This window comes from Psychrobacter sp. PSP, assembly GCF_024085615.1.
Lineage (GTDB): Bacteria > Pseudomonadota > Gammaproteobacteria > Pseudomonadales > Moraxellaceae > Psychrobacter > Psychrobacter pacificensis.
Genome location: NZ_JABLTF010000020.1, coordinates 73,794 through 92,360, shown reverse-complemented (window position 1 = coordinate 92,360; position 18,567 = coordinate 73,794). Strand labels below are relative to the sequence as shown.

The 18,567-nt window shown below is 43.9% G+C and carries 12 protein-coding genes; 1 reads left to right on the top strand and 11 read right to left on the bottom strand.

The features are described from left to right. Positions 1 to 27: 27 nt before the first annotated feature. Genes HL061_RS10280 through pilM form a run of 4 tightly spaced genes read right to left on the bottom strand, consistent with a single transcriptional unit; the run spans position 28 to position 2,997 of the window. A complete protein-coding gene (locus HL061_RS10280; RefSeq protein ID WP_058025948.1) occupies positions 28 to 561 on the bottom strand; it encodes a pilus assembly protein PilP in 534 nt (177 codons plus the stop codon). After that, positions 561 to 1,295 carry a type 4a pilus biogenesis protein PilO gene (gene pilO / locus HL061_RS10275; protein WP_071002930.1) on the bottom strand — a complete coding sequence of 245 codons (735 nt, stop codon included), beginning with the start codon at positions 1,293 to 1,295 and terminating at the stop codon, positions 561 to 563. Before pilO ends, HL061_RS10280 begins: the two co-directional genes overlap by 1 nt. Continuing rightward, positions 1,292 to 1,942, bottom strand: coding sequence for a PilN domain-containing protein (locus HL061_RS10270; RefSeq protein WP_071002929.1), 651 nt, complete (start codon positions 1,940 to 1,942; stop codon positions 1,292 to 1,294). The genes pilO and HL061_RS10270 overlap by 4 nt, the downstream gene beginning before the upstream one ends. Then, on the bottom strand, positions 1,942 to 2,997 hold the full coding sequence (gene pilM, locus HL061_RS10265; protein WP_071002928.1) for a type IV pilus assembly protein PilM: 1,056 nt from the start codon (positions 2,995 to 2,997) through the stop codon (positions 1,942 to 1,944). The genes HL061_RS10270 and pilM overlap by 1 nt, the downstream gene beginning before the upstream one ends. Before the next feature lie 192 nt (positions 2,998 to 3,189). Here pilM and HL061_RS10260 point away from each other — a divergent pair, with 192 nt between their 5' ends. After that, positions 3,190 to 5,835 (top strand): PBP1A family penicillin-binding protein, encoded by a 2,646-nt coding sequence (locus tag HL061_RS10260; RefSeq protein ID WP_252962796.1) that lies wholly within the window; start codon positions 3,190 to 3,192, stop codon positions 5,833 to 5,835. A 102-nt stretch (positions 5,836 to 5,937) separates the two neighbouring features. On the opposite strand, the gene HL061_RS10255 is transcribed toward HL061_RS10260, so the two are convergent. The 7 genes from HL061_RS10255 to rplK all read right to left on the bottom strand — a co-directional run bounded on the left by HL061_RS10255 (position 5,938) and on the right by rplK (position 18,511). Next, a complete protein-coding gene (locus HL061_RS10255) occupies positions 5,938 to 6,462 on the bottom strand; it encodes a DUF6586 family protein (protein WP_071002926.1) in 525 nt (174 codons plus the stop codon). A 165-nt stretch (positions 6,463 to 6,627) separates the two neighbouring features. Continuing rightward, positions 6,628 to 10,845 carry a DNA-directed RNA polymerase subunit beta' gene (rpoC, locus tag HL061_RS10250; protein ID WP_071002925.1) on the bottom strand — a complete coding sequence of 1,406 codons (4,218 nt, stop codon included), beginning with the start codon at positions 10,843 to 10,845 and terminating at the stop codon, positions 6,628 to 6,630. Positions 10,846 to 10,996: 151 nt separating this feature from the next. Further along, positions 10,997 to 15,115, bottom strand: a complete 4,119-nt coding sequence (gene rpoB, locus HL061_RS10245; protein ID WP_071002924.1) for a DNA-directed RNA polymerase subunit beta — start codon at positions 15,113 to 15,115, stop codon at positions 10,997 to 10,999. A 763-nt stretch (positions 15,116 to 15,878) separates the two neighbouring features. Continuing rightward, positions 15,879 to 16,256 (bottom strand): 50S ribosomal protein L7/L12, encoded by a 378-nt coding sequence (gene rplL, locus HL061_RS10240; protein ID WP_071002923.1) that lies wholly within the window; start codon positions 16,254 to 16,256, stop codon positions 15,879 to 15,881. 120 nt (positions 16,257 to 16,376) lie between these two features. Beyond that, entirely contained in the window at positions 16,377 to 16,904 is a 528-nt protein-coding gene (rplJ, locus tag HL061_RS10235) for a 50S ribosomal protein L10 (RefSeq protein WP_071002922.1), read from the bottom strand. Between the two features lie 474 nt (positions 16,905 to 17,378). After that, positions 17,379 to 18,080, bottom strand: a complete 702-nt coding sequence (gene rplA / locus HL061_RS10230) for a 50S ribosomal protein L1 (protein ID WP_071002921.1) — start codon at positions 18,078 to 18,080, stop codon at positions 17,379 to 17,381. Then, positions 18,080 to 18,511, bottom strand: a complete 432-nt coding sequence (rplK, locus tag HL061_RS10225) for a 50S ribosomal protein L11 (RefSeq protein ID WP_071002920.1) — start codon at positions 18,509 to 18,511, stop codon at positions 18,080 to 18,082. The genes rplA and rplK overlap by 1 nt, the downstream gene beginning before the upstream one ends. Positions 18,512 to 18,567: the final 56 nt, after the last annotated feature.

Genomic DNA, 18,567 nt, shown 5'->3' with positions numbered 1-18,567 from the left:
TATTTATTCCTCAAAAAATCTGCCGACTTAGCTTATAGGGGATACCAGCGACTGGGGTTTTTCAATAAACCCAGCGCGGCTGTCTGGCACAATTTCAATCAAATTGATCTGGGTCGGCGTGATTTCAACAATACGGCCGTCATTCAATCCAAGATAATCACCTACCTTCACACTAGCAACTGAACCATCAGGACGTTGTACCAATGCGTATCGCTGACCTTCAGGCGACACTACTACGCCTCGAAAAACCAGTTGCGATAACTCGTATTGTTCAAGTGGTTCTTTTACACGTGTAATATCTGGGCGCACGCCATCAATAGAAGTGGTAGGACCCTCTACATTCACCAAGCTCGGTGGTAAAAACGGGCTGCGCTGTGAGCTTGCACTATAGACGAAGTCTTCTACTAGTTCAGCTTTGGGTGGTGGTTCGATAGGCTGCGCTGGCTGGTTACGGATGTCAGTCATCGCTTGCTCTGCCATACCGATACGATCCGTACAGCCAGTCATCGCTAGCACTGAGATACTTAAAGTCAACAGCATGGGTAGTTTTTGCATACTCATTAGTTACCTCCTGCATTTGCATCAGTAGCGGCGGCATCACCTGCAGGAGCCGTTTCATCTTCAGGAGTCGCTTCTTTTGAACGATAGGTTTTGGTTTGCAAGACTAGATTAAGCTCAGGTAAAACATCTAAGCTCGGTTGTGGGTTACTCACCTCAAAATCGTGCATGGTGATGATACGAGGCAGTGCTGCAAGGCCACTAATAAAACTACCAAACTGATGATATTCACCTAAAGCAGCAATGCGAATCGGTTGCTCAATGAAAAATTCATTTTCAATCTCAGGTTCGACAGAGATGTCTTGAAAACGAATATTACTACCGACACCTGTCATATTGATACCTTCTACCAGCTCTGACACACGCGTGTCTTTTGGCAACTGGTCTAATAAGGTATTAAACTCCGTTTCCATCTGAACGACCTGTGCTTGATAGGCTTGTAGGTGACGCGCGCGCGATTCTTTTTCACGATAGCTTTCAAGCAAGGTCTGTTGCTGACTTTCAGCAGCATTGATCTCATCGATTTTACTACTAATCGGTAGCGCCCATGATAGGGCCGCTATAAAGGTAATAATAAGACCGATCACCGTCACCTTCACTGGTAACGGCCAGCTGCCATAGTTTTCAGAGTCTAGTGACTCAAAACTGCGACGAAATTCATTAAGATCAAACTGCTTCTTTGGTTTTGAAGCAATTTTTTTGGTCTTGATCAGGCTTTTTTTACGGACAAGTTTCATAACTCCCCTCCCACACCATCTTCCGCAGGGACAGGCGTTTCTGATTGTACTTTAGTCGTCACTACGAACTGTACATAACTGTCTTCAGGATAGACTGGACGCGGTGTCTCACCAGCCGTAGTGACGGTATTATTTAGTACAGGGGCCGCTTCATAAGCGCTAATGTTCTGTTGAATATTGCTAACTGCTGAGTTACCCATCCATTTACTGCTGTCCAAATTACGTATCAGGCTAGATACAATGTTTGGGTTATCAGCCAGACCAGTCAATGTTAATACATCGCCTTCGCGTTTGAGATTGGTTAGATAAAGCGCTGGTGGAATCGCTCTTGCCAGATCATCCCACAAACGTACTGGTACAGGACGCCGACCTTGCAAGTCTTGAATGACCTGCATACGTGAGATAATATCTTCACGGCGCTGCTCTAAACTGTCAATCTCAGTCAATGCGGTGTCTAAGCGTGCATTTTCTTGTTCAATCAAAGCATTAGCATCAAGCTGTTCATCAAGCTCATTGTTAAAATAGCTCCATGAAGCAAAGGCCGCCAATAAGGTGAGCAAAGTCACCGCAACGATCAGAGTCATAAACTCTTTGTTACGACGCTCGCGCTCCTCTTGTCGCCAAGGTAAAAGGTTAATACGAGCCATTAGTCAAAGCTCCTTAACGCAAGACCGCATGCAGCCATTAATCCTGGCGCGTCAATGGTCAATTGCTCATTATCGATATTAGGCGCAATGGTCATATTGGTAAACGGATTGGCAACACTAACGCTTACACCGAGTTTTTGTTGTGCCATCCCAGCAAGACCTGCAATGGAGCTACTACCACCCGCAAGTACCACGTGGTCAATACTACTATACTGACTTGAGGAGAAGTAAAATTGTAAGGAACGAGTGATTTGCTGAATGGTATTTTCTATAAAAGGGGTCAAAACTTCAGGATAGTAGTCATCAGGCAATGTGCGCTCACGTTTGCTCAGCGTTGCCTCTTCAGCTGACAACCCATACCGGTTTTGAATCGCTTCTGTTAACTGAACACCGCCAAACAATTGCTCGCGACTATAAATAAACTCACCATTCTTTGCGATATATAAAGTGGTTTGATTATGGCCGATATCAACCAAAGCGACCAGTTCTGGCATATTTGGCAGATTGTCTGCCATCAGTCCAAAAGCGCGCTCTATTGCATGTGACTCGATATCCATAACCTTGGTTTGCATACCACCAAAGGCCAACGCATCAACACGCTGATCAACGTTTTCTGAGCGAGAGGCCGCAAGCAGTACTTGTACCATATCCTCACTCACTAAAGATGGACCTAGCACCTCAAAATCTAAATTGACATCTTCTAATGGATAAGGCACATATTGATCAGCATCCAAACGTATTTGTGCTTCACGCTCAACATCGCTTAGCATCATATCCATATCAATAATTTTGGTGATGACGGCAGATCCTGATACGGCGGTTGCAGCATTACTGCCCGCAACTTGGCAACGTCTTGCTAGACTCGCTATAATGTTGCCAACCGCCTCTGTATCAACTAGGAGTTTGTCGACGACTACACCTTCTGGTAGTCTCTCAATACCGTAAGATTTTAGGTGGAACATGCCTTGTTGACGCTGTATGTCCACTATTTTTACTGAAGTGGCACAAATATCCACACCAATCAAATGTCGACTTTTTGAAGTAAATAGCCTCACAAACTCTATACCTTATATTAAGTGTACAATCTGATAGTTATTTGTAATAATTGAATACAATACTTTACTTAATTGGTAGATTCAAGCGTTTAAAAATATATTAAGGCCTACTTACACATTTATTATGACCTGTTGATTTTGTTCAAGGTATAATACCTTATCCGCTACAAATTCTAATGAATAAGTCTTATTATGGCCAAAAAAAATGCTACCGCTCGTCTCATTCATTTCTTGGTGGGACTTTTCGTCGCTTGCCTAGCATTGGCAGTTATCTTAGCGCTTGCTGTACCTATTGGTTTTTATGGGATGGCGATGTATTTATCGCCAACTTTGCCAAGTATTCAAGAGATAAAAACTGCCAATTTAGAAATGCCATTGCAGATTTATAGTAGCGATGACAAATTAATCGGCCAATACGGCAATCGTTTATCGTTACCAGTCACATTTGATGAAATTCCTGAAGATTTGACTCACGCTTTTTTAGCGGCAGAAGATGCTTCTTTCTTTCAGCATAGTGGCATCAGTATCAAAGGTCTTGGGCGTGCGGTCACTGAAGTGGTGACTGATGATGACAGTCAGACTGGTGGCTCAACTATTACAATGCAGGTCGCCAAAAATTATTTTTTAAGTCCTGAGCGTACTCTAAACCGCAAACTGACGGAATTATTTTTAGCACGTAAAATCGAAGACGAGCTGAGTAAAAACGATATTTTGACTTTATATGTCAATAAGATTTATTTGGGCGAAGGCGCTTATGGTATCCGCGCCGCTGCCAAAAAATACTACAGTAAATCACTAGATAATCTTACTATTGCTGAAATGGCAATGCTTGCCGGTTTACCAAAAGCCCCTTCTAAATATAATCCTGTTGCCAATCCTAGCCGCGCGTTGACTCGGCGTAACTGGATTATTGGCCGTATGCATGAGCTTGGTTATATCACCAAAGCTCAGCATGATGAGGCCGTTAACTCCCCCGTTGGCATTAAGCTATATCAAGAAAAACTCGACGTTAATATGCCCTATTTGGCAGAAATGACACGTGCAACCTTAGTTGAACGCTATGGTGAGCAAGTCATGCACAGTGGTTGGCGCGTTCGTCTCACGGTCGATAGCAAGGCACAAACGGCGGCAGAGGCTGCCATATTAACTGGGCTGATTGCTTACGAGCATCGTCATGGCTGGCGCGGTGCAGAGGCAAATGACGAGCCTCTCGAAAACTTTCAGCGCTATAGCAATATGTCTCCTGCCAAAGTTACCAAGGTCAACTCTCGTAGTTTTGAAGCGATATTACAGTCTGGTGAAAGTGTAACGGTCAATTGGTCTGGCATGAGCTGGGCACGCAAATACATCTCTGCCAATCGTATCGGTTACTATCCTAATAATGCTGGCCAAATAGTGAGCAAAAACGATATTGTCCGCGTGATACCTACCGCAAATGGTAATTGGCAACTAGGGCAGATACCCAAAATACAAGGTAGTCTGGTTTCATTAAATCCAGAAACCGGCGCGGTTAATGCATTAGTAGGCGGTTTTGATTTCAAACACAGTAAGTTCAACCGAGCCTTACAAGGATGGCGCCAACCTGGTTCAACCATCAAACCATTGGTCTATACCGCCGCTTTGGAAAAAGGCTATCGCCCAGACAGTATTGTTTCAGATCGCCCTATTCAAGTAGGCGACTGGAAACCTAAAAACTCTGATGAACGCTTCTTAGGTGACATTACCTTACGTCGCGGTTTGTATTTATCGCGCAACTTGGTTTCTATCCGTCTCCTACAAGCCATTGGTATCTCTGATGCGCGCAACCTCTTAGATGAGTTCGGCCTAGACAAAGAAAAACTACCAACAACTTTATCGTTGGCTCTAGGGGCAGGACAAGCAACCCCATTGCAAATGGCAACGGCGTATTCAACCTTTGCTAATGGTGGTCACCGCGTACAACCTTACTTTATTGAGCAAATTTATAATTATAAAAACGAGTTATTATTTCAGGCCAATCCACTTCAGGCTTGCGCCTTATGCTTTAATGAGCAACTTGAAGCGGTTAATAAAAACCTGATAGAAGAATATAACAAATCATTAGAAGATAAAAACAGTACTACTGAAGAATTGGCTACCGAGAGCACAGAGCTAGAAAATAGTGAAAATGTAGAAGAAACGGATGAAGCAATCGATCTTACTGTCTATGACGCTGGTCCACAATCAGATCGCCTAAAAGCACCTGTCGTACAATACATAGCAGCCAAACAAGCACCAAGGATATTAAAGCCTAGAGTAGCATTTGAAATGGCAGATATTTTACGTGATGTGGTGCAACGTGGTACTGCAGTACGAGCAAAAGCCTTAGGCCGTGATGATATTGGCGGCAAAACCGGTACAACCAACGAAGCCAAAGACGCTTGGTTTGCAGGGTTTCATCCTACCAATGCAACGGTTGTATGGATGGGGTTTGATCAGCCAACATCTATGGGTCGCCGAGAGTATGGTGGTGTGGCTGCCCTGCCCATCTGGATGGACTTTATGAAAGCTCAGCTCAAAGACACGCCAAACCAATGGGTGTCTATCAATAACCGCTCAAAATCTAAAAAGCAGCAACAGCAAATTATAGAAATGACCGATGATGGTATTATAACTGATGATGACGACATCTCTGATAATAGCGCACCAGCAAAACCGGTCAAGACTCAAATTCAGCAGCGCAAACCGACAGTCGCCGAGCCCACTGCAGATACTAACAACTCAGCAGCTCAAGCAAACAATAGCCGTAGTAACGATAGCGTGCCGCAAAACCCTTTATCGGTTACGCCGGTCCAGCGTATGCCCCCGATGCCAGAATAATCTACTGGTATCTCTAGCTACCGATATAAAAAAAAGGCTTGTTCAGTCATCACTGAATAAGCCTTTTTTTGTAGATATTATATTTCGAATAGACTCATCCTGCTAAAAATCAACCATCCCTGCACGTAGTTGCTCGATCAGCTCTAAAAGCTGATTACGCCATTCTCTTATCGTTGCCTCATCAGGTAACCATTGATTTGACAAAGTAACGACATTCACAATAAGGTCGGGCGCGGCTAAATCGCTACTTGGTTTTTCATCCACAACCGTATCTGGTGGTACCGCATAGAGACAACGCTCATAAGCGCGCTCTATATTTGCAATAAAGCCTTGCTGCTGCAATTGCTGCAAACGCTGAATCTCAGGAGATACCTGCGTGCGCTCGCTTAGTGCTTGCTCAATATCTGACAAAGTTGGTGCGGTCATATTTAAGCTATAAAAATGACCCAGTTCTTGAGTGAATGCCAGCAGCGCACCATACAAATGAAAAATAGCCGTTTCACAATGAGCTTGATATAGCTGCTTATCATTGGTGCTGCCTGCTGCTTGACAAGAGAGACGGCAGAAATACAGTTTTTGATTGGTACGATCTGCTTGATATTTGGCAACGCGAGTTTTACCTGCCATGTGCGACTTATCCTTCTATAGATAGTAAATTGAGGCTTATTTTCCAGTGTACTATTTTTTTAGATAATAGCACCATGCCTTTCTCAGTTTTTATACACACAAAAAAGCCAGCGACTTAGGCTGGCTTTTTCTTAAATTGGGAATGTAACAAAATACTCAATACGATTAATTATTTTGATTTAGCTCTTGAGCAAAGGCCTCATCAAAGCTTGCAAAGTCTTTGCTGTCAGTGCTTGCAGTCATATCAAACGCTGCATTTAGATCACTGTCTTGTAGCTTCTGATCCGCTGTCTCTTTGCGTGCCTTGTGATAAGCAAGACCCGTACCTGCAGGAATCAAGCGACCAACGACCACGTTTTCTTTCAGACCACGTAGCTCATCCACTTTACCAGTCACAGCCGCCGCCGTTAGTACACGGGTTGTTTCTTGGAAAGACGCCGCTGAGATAAAGCTTTCAGTTGCAAGACTTGCCTTAGTGATACCTAATAATTGACGTTCAAACTGTACTGGGAATTTGTCTTCCGCTTCTAGTTTCGCATTCAACGCTTTAATATCTGCATACTCGACCTGATCACCTTTGAAGTGGCTTGAATCGCCGCCGTCAGTGACTTCAACTTTACGCAGCATCTGACGAATAATAACTTCGATGTGCTTATCGTTGATTTTTACACCCTGCAAGCGATAGACGTCCTGTACTTCGTTGACGATATAATCAGCAAGTGCCGTCTGGCCTTTCAAACGCAAGATATCATGCGGGTTTTGTGGACCATCTGCAATAATCTCACCACGTGCTACCGTCTCGTTTTCAAAGACGTTGATTTGACGCCATTTTGGAATCAGCTCTTCATGTACTTCGCCATCTTCATTGGTAATAATGAAGCGGTTCTTACCTTTGGTCTCTTTACCAAAGCTCACGACACCCGTCATTTCTGCCATGATGGCGTGATCTTTTGGACGACGTGCTTCAAATAGATCAGCAACACGTGGTAGACCACCGGTAATATCTTTTGTACCAGAAGAGGCTTGTGGGACACGGCCTAGAATCGAACCTGCTGCTACTTTTTCACCATCGCTCACGCGAATGATCGTTTCAGCTGGTAAGAAGTAAACCACTTCTTTGCCTTCGTCAGTGTTCAAGATAATGGCAGGACGTAAGTCTTTTGCTGAACTTGAACGGTCACGAGTCGCTAGAATCTCAAACGAGCTCATACCAGTGGCATCATCAACCTTAACGGTCGCCGTTGAACCATCAACGATATCACTGAAACGTGCTGTACCAGCAAATTCTGTGATAATTGGATGGGTATGCGGATCCCATTTAGCGATGGTTTGACCGCTTTCAACCTGCTCTTCGTCTTTCACAAGAACGCTTGAACCGTACGGTACTTTATAGCGCTCACGCTCACGGCCAAGCTCATCGGTCAATGCGATTTCAGCTGAACGCGATACGATGACTAAGTGACCATCAGTATGCTGTACCGTTTTCATGTTTTCAAAGTGCGCTTGACCAGCATTACGTACAGAGATGCTGTTGTCCACAGATGCTGAACTCGCGGCCCCGCCCACATGGAAGGTACGCATGGTCAACTGGGTACCAGGCTCACCAATTGACTGCGCTGCCATGACACCGACTGACTCACCGATATTGACTTTGTGACCACGAGCCAGATCACGACCATAACACTGTGAACACACACCATGTTCGATATCACAAGTAATCACCGAACGTACCCAGATATCATCGATTGCGTTGTTATCAAGGACATTAACCCAATACTCATCAATCAAGGTACCCGCTGGAATCAATACTTTTTCACTGTCATCATTGTAAGTAACGTCACGGGCAGTCACACGACCAAGTACGAGATCACCTAGCTTCTCAATGATTTCACCACCTTGGATATGTGGCTTCATGAGTAGGCCTTCTTCAGTACCACAGTCATCACTGGTGATCACCAAATCTTGCGCCACATCAACTAGGCGACGAGTTAGGTAACCTGAGTTAGCTGTTTTTAGTGCTGTATCCGCTAGACCTTTACGTGCACCATGCGTTGAGATGAAGTACTGTAGTACGGTCAAACCTTCACGGAAGTTCGCTTTAATTGGTGTCTCAATGATTGAGCCATCTGGTTTCGCCATCAAACCACGCATACCGGCCAACTGACGAATCTGTGCCGCACTACCACGAGCGCCAGAATCCGACATGATAAAGATCGAGTTGAATGACTTCTGCTCGTCTTCTTCGCCTTGCGCATTGATAACTTTATCTGTTGCCAAATTATCCATCATCGCCTTAGCGACTTTGTCATTGGTACGTGACCAGATATCAACGACTTTGTTATAGCGCTCACCTGCGGTCACAAAGCCTTGCTCAAATTGATCTTCGATTTCACGAACTTCGCCTTCTGCCACTTCGATGATTTGCTTTTTCAGTGGTGGAATGACCATATCATCAATACCGATAGACACACCAGATAGCGTTGCTTGAGCAAAACCAAGATACATCAATTGGTCAGCAAACATAACGCTTTCTTTGACGCCCACTTTACGGTAGCAAGAGTTGATCAAACGAGAAATATTTTTCTTCGTCATCTCTTGGTTACACTCATCAAACGTCATACCTTTAGGCATGATGTTCCAGATAAGTAGACGACCAGCAACTGTATCTTTGATACTGGTTTCTTTGGTCTCGTTACCGTCTTCGTCAATTTGTGTTTCAGTGACACGCACTTTGATCTTCGCGTTTACATGTAAATCGTTTGAACCAATTGCACGCAAAGCTTCGTTGACGGTCGAAAATATCATGCCTTCGCCTTTGGCATTGATCGACGAGCGACTGATGTAATATAGACCAAGTACAACATCCTGTGATGGTACGATGATTGGATCACCGTTCGCAGGTGACAAGATGTTGTTAGTAGACATCATCAAGGCGCGTGATTCAAGCTGTGCTTCTAGGGTCAATGGCACGTGAACGGCCATTTGGTCACCATCGAAATCGGCGTTGAATGCAGTACAAACAAGCGGATGCAACTGGATGGCTTTACCTTCGATCAATACTGGCTCAAATGCTTGTAAACCCAAACGGTGAAGTGTTGGCGCACGGTTGAGAAGTACTGGATGCTCACGGATAACCATGGCCAGCATATCCCACACCTGTGGCTCTTCACGCTCTACCATCTTTTTGGCAGCTTTGATCGTAGTCGCTAAACCATGAGACAATAGTTTGTTATAAGTAAATGGCTTGAATAATTCTAGAGCCATTTTCTTCGGTAGACCACACTGATGTAAACGTAGTGTTGGGCCTACAACGATAACCGAACGACCAGAGTAATCGACACGCTTACCAAGCAAGTTCTGACGGAAACGACCTTGCTTACCTTTGATCATATCAGCCAAAGATTTCAATGGACGCTTGTTACTACCAGTGATGGCACGACCGCGACGACCGTTATCAAGCAACGCATCCACTGACTCTTGCAACATACGTTTTTCGTTACGTACGATGATATCAGGTGCACTCAGCTCAAGCAGACGCTTAAGACGGTTGTTACGGTTGATCACACGGCGATATAGATCGTTTAGATCTGACGTCGCAAAACGACCACCTTCTAGCGGTACTAACGGGCGCAAATCTGGTGGTAGTACTGGCAAGATATTCATTACCATCCACTCAGGCTTGTTATTAGAGTCACGGAATGCTTCTAATAATTTAAGACGCTTAGACATCTTCTTAAGCTTGGTCTCAGAACCTGTTTGTGGAATCGCTTCACGCAGCTCATCAATCTCAAGATCCATATCGATATCTTTCAATAGGTCTTGGACAGCTTCCGCACCCATCTTGGCAGTGAACTCGTCGCCAAACTCTTCAAGTGCTTTGTAATAATCTTCATCATCAAGCAACTGATACTTTTCTAAAGAAGTCAGACCAGGATCAGTCACGATGTAGCTTTCAAAATACAGGACGCGCTCAATATCGCGCAATGTCATGTCTAGCAATAGACCGATGCGGCTTGGTAGTGATTTTAGGAACCAAATGTGCGCCACAGGACTGGCTAGGTCAATATGACCCATGCGGTCACGACGAACTTTCGCAGTGGTGACTTCAACACCACATTTTTCGCAGATAACGCCTTGGAACTTACGGCGCTTATATTTACCACATAGACATTCAAAATCTTTTACTGGGCCAAATATTTTGGCACAAAAAAGACCATCACGCTCAGGTTTGAACGTGCGATAGTTGATGGTTTCAGGTTTTTTTACTTCGCCGTGCGACCATGACTTGATGACGTCAGGTGAGGCTAGAGTAATTTGAATGCTATCAAACTCTGTATTACCGTTGCCGGTAGGGCTTTGCATGATATCGAGTAAATCTTTCAAGTTGCTTCTCCGTTATCTTTATAATCATCTGACAGCGTACCATTGACGCAGATAAGATGAATGAAGGCAATGAATAGGGTTGAGACAAATCACTAAAAGCAGCAGCAATAAAGCAGACTGCCTTTAGTGGACAACTAAGTTAAACAACGGGCTAGTTGCTTTGTTTTAACTCAATATTAATACCCAATGATTTGATTTCTTTGGTCAGTACGTTGAACGACTCAGGCATGCCTGGATCCATATACTGCTCACCATCAACGATGTTTTTGTACATACGAGTACGGCCTTCAACGTCATCCGACTTCACCGTTAGCATTTCTTGCAACGTGTAAGTCGCGCCGTATGCTTCTAATGCCCACACTTCCATCTCACCGAAGCGCTGACCACCAAACTGCGCTTTACCGCCGAGTGGCTGCTGCGTGACTAGAGAGTAAGAACCCGTTGAACGCGCATGCATTTTGTCATCAACCAAATGGTTAAGCTTGAGCATGTACATGTAACCCACGGTCACTTTACGGTCAAATTTCTGACCTGTACGACCATCATATAATGTCTGCTGACCATCGCGATCCATACCAGCAAGCTCAAGCAGGTCTTTGACTTGGCTTTCTTTTGCGCCGTCAAATACTGCTGTGCCCATTGGTACACCGCCACGTAAGTTGTCTGCTAGCGCCATGATGTCATCATCACTTAAGCTATCAAGATCAACTTGCTCACCGCCTACTTGGTTATAGATTTTGTCCAAGAAGTCACGTAGCTCTTTGATCGCTGCTTGAGATTTGAGCATACCATCAATCTTCTCGCCCAATCCTTTCGCTGCCATACCCAAATGCGTCTCTAGAACCTGACCAATGTTCATACGAGATGGTACACCAAGTGGGTTCAATACGATGTCAACTGTATTACCATTTTCATCATAAGGCATGTCTTCAACTGGCATGATGCGCGATACCACACCTTTGTTACCATGACGACCAGCCATCTTATCACCAGGCTGAATACGACGCTTAACCGCTAGATATACTTTAACGATTTTTTGTACGCCATGTTGTAAGTCATCACCAGCAGTCAATTTGCGTTTTTTCTCGGCAAACTTCACATCGATGTCTTTTTGCTTATCAACCAAGTAATCAGAGATTTGCGTCAGACGCTCAGAGATTTCTTCTTCTACTGGCTGGATATCAAGCAATGTTTCAAGGCTCATATCTTTCATATCAGCCAATGCCATAACCGTACCGGCTTTTAGACCAGCACCGCCGCTGACTTTTTGGCCATCTAGTAGAGTACTAATACGACCGCGAGCCGCTTCTTCAAAGATACGTAGCTCTTCTTTCAAATCTTTGCGATAGCTATCAAGCTGCGATTTTTCAATCGCTCTTGCGCGTGCGTCTTTTTCAACGCCATCACGGGTGAAAACCTGTACGTCAATAACCGTACCTTTACTTGAAGTTGGTACGCGTAGTGAAGTGTCTTTCACATCCGCCGCTTTTTCACCAAAGATAGCGCGTAGTAGTTTCTCTTCTGGCGTTAGCTGCGTTTCACCTTTTGGCGTCACTTTACCAACGAGAATATCACCAGCATCAACTTCAGCACCGATATAGACGATACCTGCTTCATCAAGACTTGATAGTGCGGCTTCACCAACGTTTGGAATATCAGCCGTGATCTCTTCTGTACCTAGCTTGGTATCACGAGCCACACAAGTCAATTCTTGGATATGAATCGTAGTGAAACGATCTTCTTTTACGACTTTTTCAGATAGTAAGATTGAATCTTCAAAGTTGTAACCATTCCACGGCATAAATGCGATGCGGATGTTCTGACCAAGTGCTAGCTCACCAAGATCCGTTGATGGACCATCAGCCAAGATATCACCCAAAGCAATCTCGTCACCTTGGTTAACGATGATACGTTGGTTGATACAAGTGTTTTGGTTAGAGCGCGTGTATTTGATCAAGTTATAGATATCAATACCCGCTTCACCAGCAACCATCTCGTCTTCGTTGACACGAACCACGATACGTGATGCATCAACATCTTCAATCACACCGCCACGCTTAGCGATGACACAAACACCTGAGTCACGAGCAACGTGACGCTCCATACCGGTACCTACCAATGGCTTATCAGCACGCAGGGTAGGAACCGCCTGACGCTGCATGTTCGAGCCCATCAAGGCACGGTTAGCATCATCATGCTCTAGGAACGGAATCAGACCTGCTGCAACCGATACTACCTGACTTGGTGATACATCCATATGCGTCACTTTTTCTGGCGGCATACGAACAAATTCACCATAGCTACGTACACTGACCATCTCGTCAGATAACGCGCCATCCTCAGTCATCGGAGAGTCAGCCTGTGCAATAACAGTACCGACTTCTTCGATTGCTGATAGATATTCAATATCATCAGTCACTTTACCATCAACCACACGGCGATATGGCGTTTCTAAGAAGCCAAAGCTGTTGGTTTTAGCAAATGTCGCTAGTGAGTTGATCAGACCAATGTTTGGACCTTCAGGAGTCTCAATAGGACATACACGGCCATAATGGGTATCATGTACGTCACGTACTTCAAAGCCTGCGCGTTCACGAGTTAGACCACCAGGTCCTAACGCTGATACACGGCGCTTATGGGTAACTTCAGACAATGGGTTGTTCTGATCCATAAACTGTGACAACTGGCTTGAACCAAAGAATTCTTTAACCGCAGCCGCTACTGGCTTAGAGTTAATCAAATCTTGTGGTGACAAGTTGTCTGACTCTGCTGAGCTCAAACGCTCTTTTACGGCACGCTCAACACGTACTAGACCAACACGGAATTGGTTTTCTGCCATCTCGCCCACTGAACGAATACGGCGGTTACCTAGATGGTCAATATCATCGACATCGCCGCGACCGTTACGAATTTCGATAAGTTCTTTTAGAACATTAACGATATCATCGTTGGTCAATACACTGCGTTCGCGTTGTACGTCTGGGTCATCGGTGTTTTCAAATGGCAGACCAAGACGACGGTTGAACTTCATACGACCGACGTTAGATAGGTCATAACGATCGGCGTTGAAGAACATGCTCTCAAACAGTTTCTCAGCCGTTTCAACCGTTGGCGGCTCACCTGGACGCATAACTTTGTAGATTTCGATCAATGCTTCTTCGCGGGTTGAGGTGCTATCAGCACGTAGCGTATCAGCAATATAGCTGCCTTGGTCGATATCGTTAGTGAACAAAATGCTGAACTCTTTGATGGCACCACTGGCTTCAAATGAGTTCAATTTCACCAATAACTCGTGGTCGATTGGCGTGTTCGCTTTAGCGATGATTTCATCATTAACAACGATGTCTTCAGCTAAAATACGCTCATATAGGTATTCATCAGGCACAGCAATTTTCGTCATACCTGCTTCTTCAAGCTGACGGATACGGCGTGCGTTAATACGTTTGCCCTGCTCTACAATAACGTCACCTTCAGGTGATACGATATCAAACTGCGCCATTTCGCCACGTAGACGATCAGCAACTAGATCAATTTCAAACGTCTCTTCAGCTTTATAAACAGCAACTTTATCAAAGAACAAATCTAGAATTTCAGATGTAGTCAGGCCAAGTGCACGTAGAATGATAGACGCCAATAGCTTACGGCGACGGTCAATACGAGCAAAGACTAAGTCCTTTGCATCAAATTCAAAGTCTAACCATGAACCACGGTAAGGGATAATACGCGCGTTATAAAGCACTTTACCACTTGAATGCGACTTACCTTTATCATGGTCAAAGAACACACCAGGTGAACGATGTAGCTGAGATACGATAACACGCTCAGTACCATTAATAATGAAAGTACCGTTCGCCGTCATCAAAGGTATCTCGCCCATGTAAACGCTTTGCTCACGGATATCTTTGATAGCGGCTTTGCTATCTTTATCTTTGCTATCTTTATCTTTGATGATCAAACGAATTTTGACACGCATCGGCGCCGCGAACGTTGAACCACGTAAGATACACTCACGCTCATCAAATTCAGGCGTACCTAAATAGTACTCAACAAATTGCAACTCCGCGTTACCAGAGTGACTCTCAATTGGGAAAATAGAGGAATACGCAGCTTGCAAACCAGTATTCTCACGAGCTTTTGGCTTTTTATGCTCTTGCAAAAATTGCTCATAAGAATCTACTTGAATAGACAGTAAATAGGGAACGTCCATTACAGTGGGCAATTCAGCAAAACTTTTGCGAATACGCTTTTTTTCAGTATAAGAATATGCCATCGAGAGTCCTTACAGTAAACGTGGAAACAAATTAAAAGCGTGGCCAATATGCATAAATACGATGCACACTTAGCGACGTAAACGATAATATAAAACGGGTTTTCGTGTTCAGTTCATGTCTTTTCTGTCAATTACTACTTTACTCATCAGTGCTTACCTAGCACACTTCACTTAATCTCGTCGTTGCTTGCTAAATTCATGGTAAGTGAATCAATCTATATGACTGTTGCAACCAAAAAATTCAATATTATATAATCTATAATGCATTGCCTATGAGGCTTAATTTACAAATACATTGCTGGAAAATAACGTCTATTAAGATTGCATATAAGCCACTTGCCATCTAGACTGCTTATTACCGAACTATGTTCCCTACACATGCAAACTGTCTATAAGACTTAATATCGACAGTCATGCCACACCAAGTAGGCAACTTATGATCACCAGCTTTTTCAGAATACCGCTTTTTTCAGGATTAATAATTGGGGTAACTATAACTTTAAGAATCAGTATAAACTATAGTGTTGATAGGAAAGCATGCAGACACAAAAAAATGCCAAACATCTACAGACGTTTAGCTGATATTAACTGATTTTAAAAACTGGTATGTGTACTTGCATGTATATCGTCTGTCCTTTTGATGGGTATCCACCGTTAATGCATACGTATGTTGGCAGACACAAAAGGTCAAGCTACGAATTATAATAAAAAAAAGCCGGCAATGCAAGGCATTACCAGCTTTTTTTTCTGTACAGTGTTAAACTTATTTTAGTTCAACAGTTGCACCAGCTTCTTCAAGTTTCTTTTTCAACTCTTCAGCTTCAGCTTTAGATGCGCCTTCTTTGATTGGAGCTGGAGCGCCTTCAACCAAATCTTTCGCTTCTTTTAGGCCAAGACCAGTTGCTTCACGTACGGCTTTAATTACGCCAACTTTCTTGTCGCCGAAGCTAGCAAGAACAACGTCAAACTCGTCTTTTTCTTCAGCAGCAGCAGCGCCACCAGCAGCAGCAGCAACAGGTGCAGCAGCAGCAACAGCAGCAGTTACGCCGAATTTTTCTTCCATATCGCTGATTAGCTCAACGATGTCCATTACTGACATTTCAGCGATTGCGTTTAACACATCTTCTTTAGATAGTGCCATGAGAACTCTCCGTTATCTGATAAAAATTAATTGATTTTAATATCGCTTTGATTGATTGCCGAATGTGGCAATAAAATTCAACCAAAATTAGCAATGTTAAAGTTACGTTAAAACAAGCAATTAAGCAGCTTCTTTTGCGTCTTTGATTGCCGCTACAGTGCGAACGAACTTGCCAGGAACAGCGTTCATAGTCTGGACAAGCTTGGTCACTGGTGCGTTCATAGTAGCCATCAAGATAGAGATTGCTTCGTCGCGAGTTGGTAGCTTCGATACGCGCTCTAGCTCTTCTGGACCATAAACTTCACCACCGACTGATACTAATTTGGTCTCTAAAGCTTTGTTGTCTTTGCTAAAGTCGAAAACGACTCGAGCGGCAGATCCCAAGTCTTCCATAGAGAAAGCCAAAAGTAGTGGACCAGTCATACGGTCTGACATGCTCTCAAACTTAGTGCCTTCAAAAGCGCGTTTTGCCAGGGTATTTTTTACCACTTTCAAAACGACGCCTTTTTCACGGGCTTGTACGCGAAGCTGAGTAAGCTGTGCAACACCAATACCGTGATATTCGGCAGCTACTGCTGAGTAAGCATTAGCAGCAACTTCAGACACTTCAGCCACAACTTGTTGTTTTTGCTCTAGCGTTAATGCCATAAGTTGACTCCTTTAATCTTATCAATCTGCTTATCATAAAAGCGCTAAAAATCGAAATTTCTGCAAGCTTAAATTTCAAGCTAGGACTGACTTGATACGACACATTACCAGCGGATTCAATTAATAAAAAAAGCATCTACTGGTAACGACTGATTACGGCACCGTTATCAGAATGACGTTGAGTAATAGTTTGAAGATTATATAAATAACCTTACCGCCCTATTCGCTCGTGTCTTAAACTGTGTGGGCCACCGTCTGCGTAGGACAACTAAGATTTTCATCTGTCGTCGATTAACAAAAGTGACTCAGTGTCATATTTAACCATTCGAAAATTGTCACTTATGACGCTAAACCACTCTCTACCTACGGTCTTAGACAGCGTAGCAAATACTACGCTGACCTAATTTTTGAATATAGTATGTGCTCGACATTCAAAATACTTGAAGTTCAAGTACTCAAAAATAGAGACTTTAATTATTTTGCAGTACGATAAGGAACAGCGTCAATCGTTAGACCAGGGCCCATCGTGCTAGACAAGGTGATTTTCTTGATGAAAGTACCTTTAGAAGTAGCAGGCTTAGCACGCTTTAAATCAGAAAGAATCGCTTGCGCGTTTTGCTCGATTTGCTCAGCAGTGAAACCAACTTGACCGATAGTTGCATGGATAATACCAGCTTTATCAACACGGTACTGAGCCTGACCCGCTTTCGCATTAGTCACAGCTTCAGCAACGTTTGGCGTTACCGTACCAACTTTAGGGTTAGGCATTAGACCACGTGGACCTAGGATCGTACCCAATTGACCAACAACACGCATAGCATCAGGAGCTGCGATCACAACATCAAAGTCCATGTTACCGGCTTTGATTTCTTCTGCTAGGTCTTCAAAACCAACGATGTCCGCACCAGCTTCTTTAGCGGCTTCAGCAGCAGCGCCTTGAGCAAATACAGCAACGCGTTTAGTTTTACCAGTACCAGCAGGTAGATTGGTTGCACCGCGAACGACTTGGTCAGATTTACGTGGGTCAACGCCCAAGTTTACTGCAATATCGATAGACTCTTTGAATTTTAGCGCTGGCAAATCGTTTAGGATTTGAACAGCTTCTTCTAGCGTGTATTGTTTTTCGTTATCAACACGGCTTTGAATTTCTTTTTGACGTTTGGTTAGCTTAGACATTATACACCCTCCACGGTAATACCCATTGAACGTGCAGTACCAGCGATGGTACGGACAGCAGCGTCAAGATCAGCAGCCGTTAAATCTGCATTCTTAGTCTTAACGATTTCTTCTAGTTGTGCACGGTCCACTTTGCCGACTTTAGCAGTGTTCGGTGTACCTGAACCTTTAGCGATGCCAGCAGCTTTACGTAGTAAGTACGCAGCTGGTGGTGACTTCATGATGAAGGTAAAAGATTTATCGTTATATACTGTGATCTCAGTTGGGATCGGTAGACCTGGCTCCTGGCCTGAGGTCGCAGCGTTAAATTCTTTACAGAACGCCATGATGTTCACGCCTTTTTGACCCAAAGCTGGACCAATCGGTGGTGAAGGATTTGCTTTGCCTGCAGGCACTTGCAGTTTGATGTAACCATCAATCTTCTTAGCCATGATACTCTCCTAAATGGGTGATAGCGCCAAATCAACGTGATATGACATATACCTAG

What these genes read in the sequence shown, in the direction of transcription:
- HL061_RS10280 (WP_058025948.1), bottom strand. Translation starts at nt 561, where the DNA reads ATGAGTATGCAAAAACTACCCATGCTGTTGACTTTAAGTATCTCAGTG.
- pilO (WP_071002930.1), bottom strand. Translation starts at nt 1,295, where the DNA reads ATGAAACTTGTCCGTAAAAAAAGCCTGATCAAGACCAAAAAAATTGCT.
- HL061_RS10270 (WP_071002929.1), bottom strand. Translation starts at nt 1,942, where the DNA reads ATGGCTCGTATTAACCTTTTACCTTGGCGACAAGAGGAGCGCGAGCGT.
- HL061_RS10260 (WP_252962796.1), top strand. Translation starts at nt 3,190, where the DNA reads ATGGCCAAAAAAAATGCTACCGCTCGTCTCATTCATTTCTTGGTGGGA.
- HL061_RS10255 (WP_071002926.1), bottom strand. Translation starts at nt 6,462, where the DNA reads ATGGCAGGTAAAACTCGCGTTGCCAAATATCAAGCAGATCGTACCAAT.
- rpoB (WP_071002924.1), bottom strand. Translation starts at nt 15,115, where the DNA reads ATGGCATATTCTTATACTGAAAAAAAGCGTATTCGCAAAAGTTTTGCT.
- rplL (WP_071002923.1), bottom strand. Translation starts at nt 16,256, where the DNA reads ATGGCACTATCTAAAGAAGATGTGTTAAACGCAATCGCTGAAATGTCA.
- rplJ (WP_071002922.1), bottom strand. Translation starts at nt 16,904, where the DNA reads ATGGCATTAACGCTAGAGCAAAAACAACAAGTTGTGGCTGAAGTGTCT.
- rplA (WP_071002921.1), bottom strand. Translation starts at nt 18,080, where the DNA reads ATGTCTAAGCTAACCAAACGTCAAAAAGAAATTCAAAGCCGTGTTGAT.
- rplK (WP_071002920.1), bottom strand. Translation starts at nt 18,511, where the DNA reads ATGGCTAAGAAGATTGATGGTTACATCAAACTGCAAGTGCCTGCAGGC.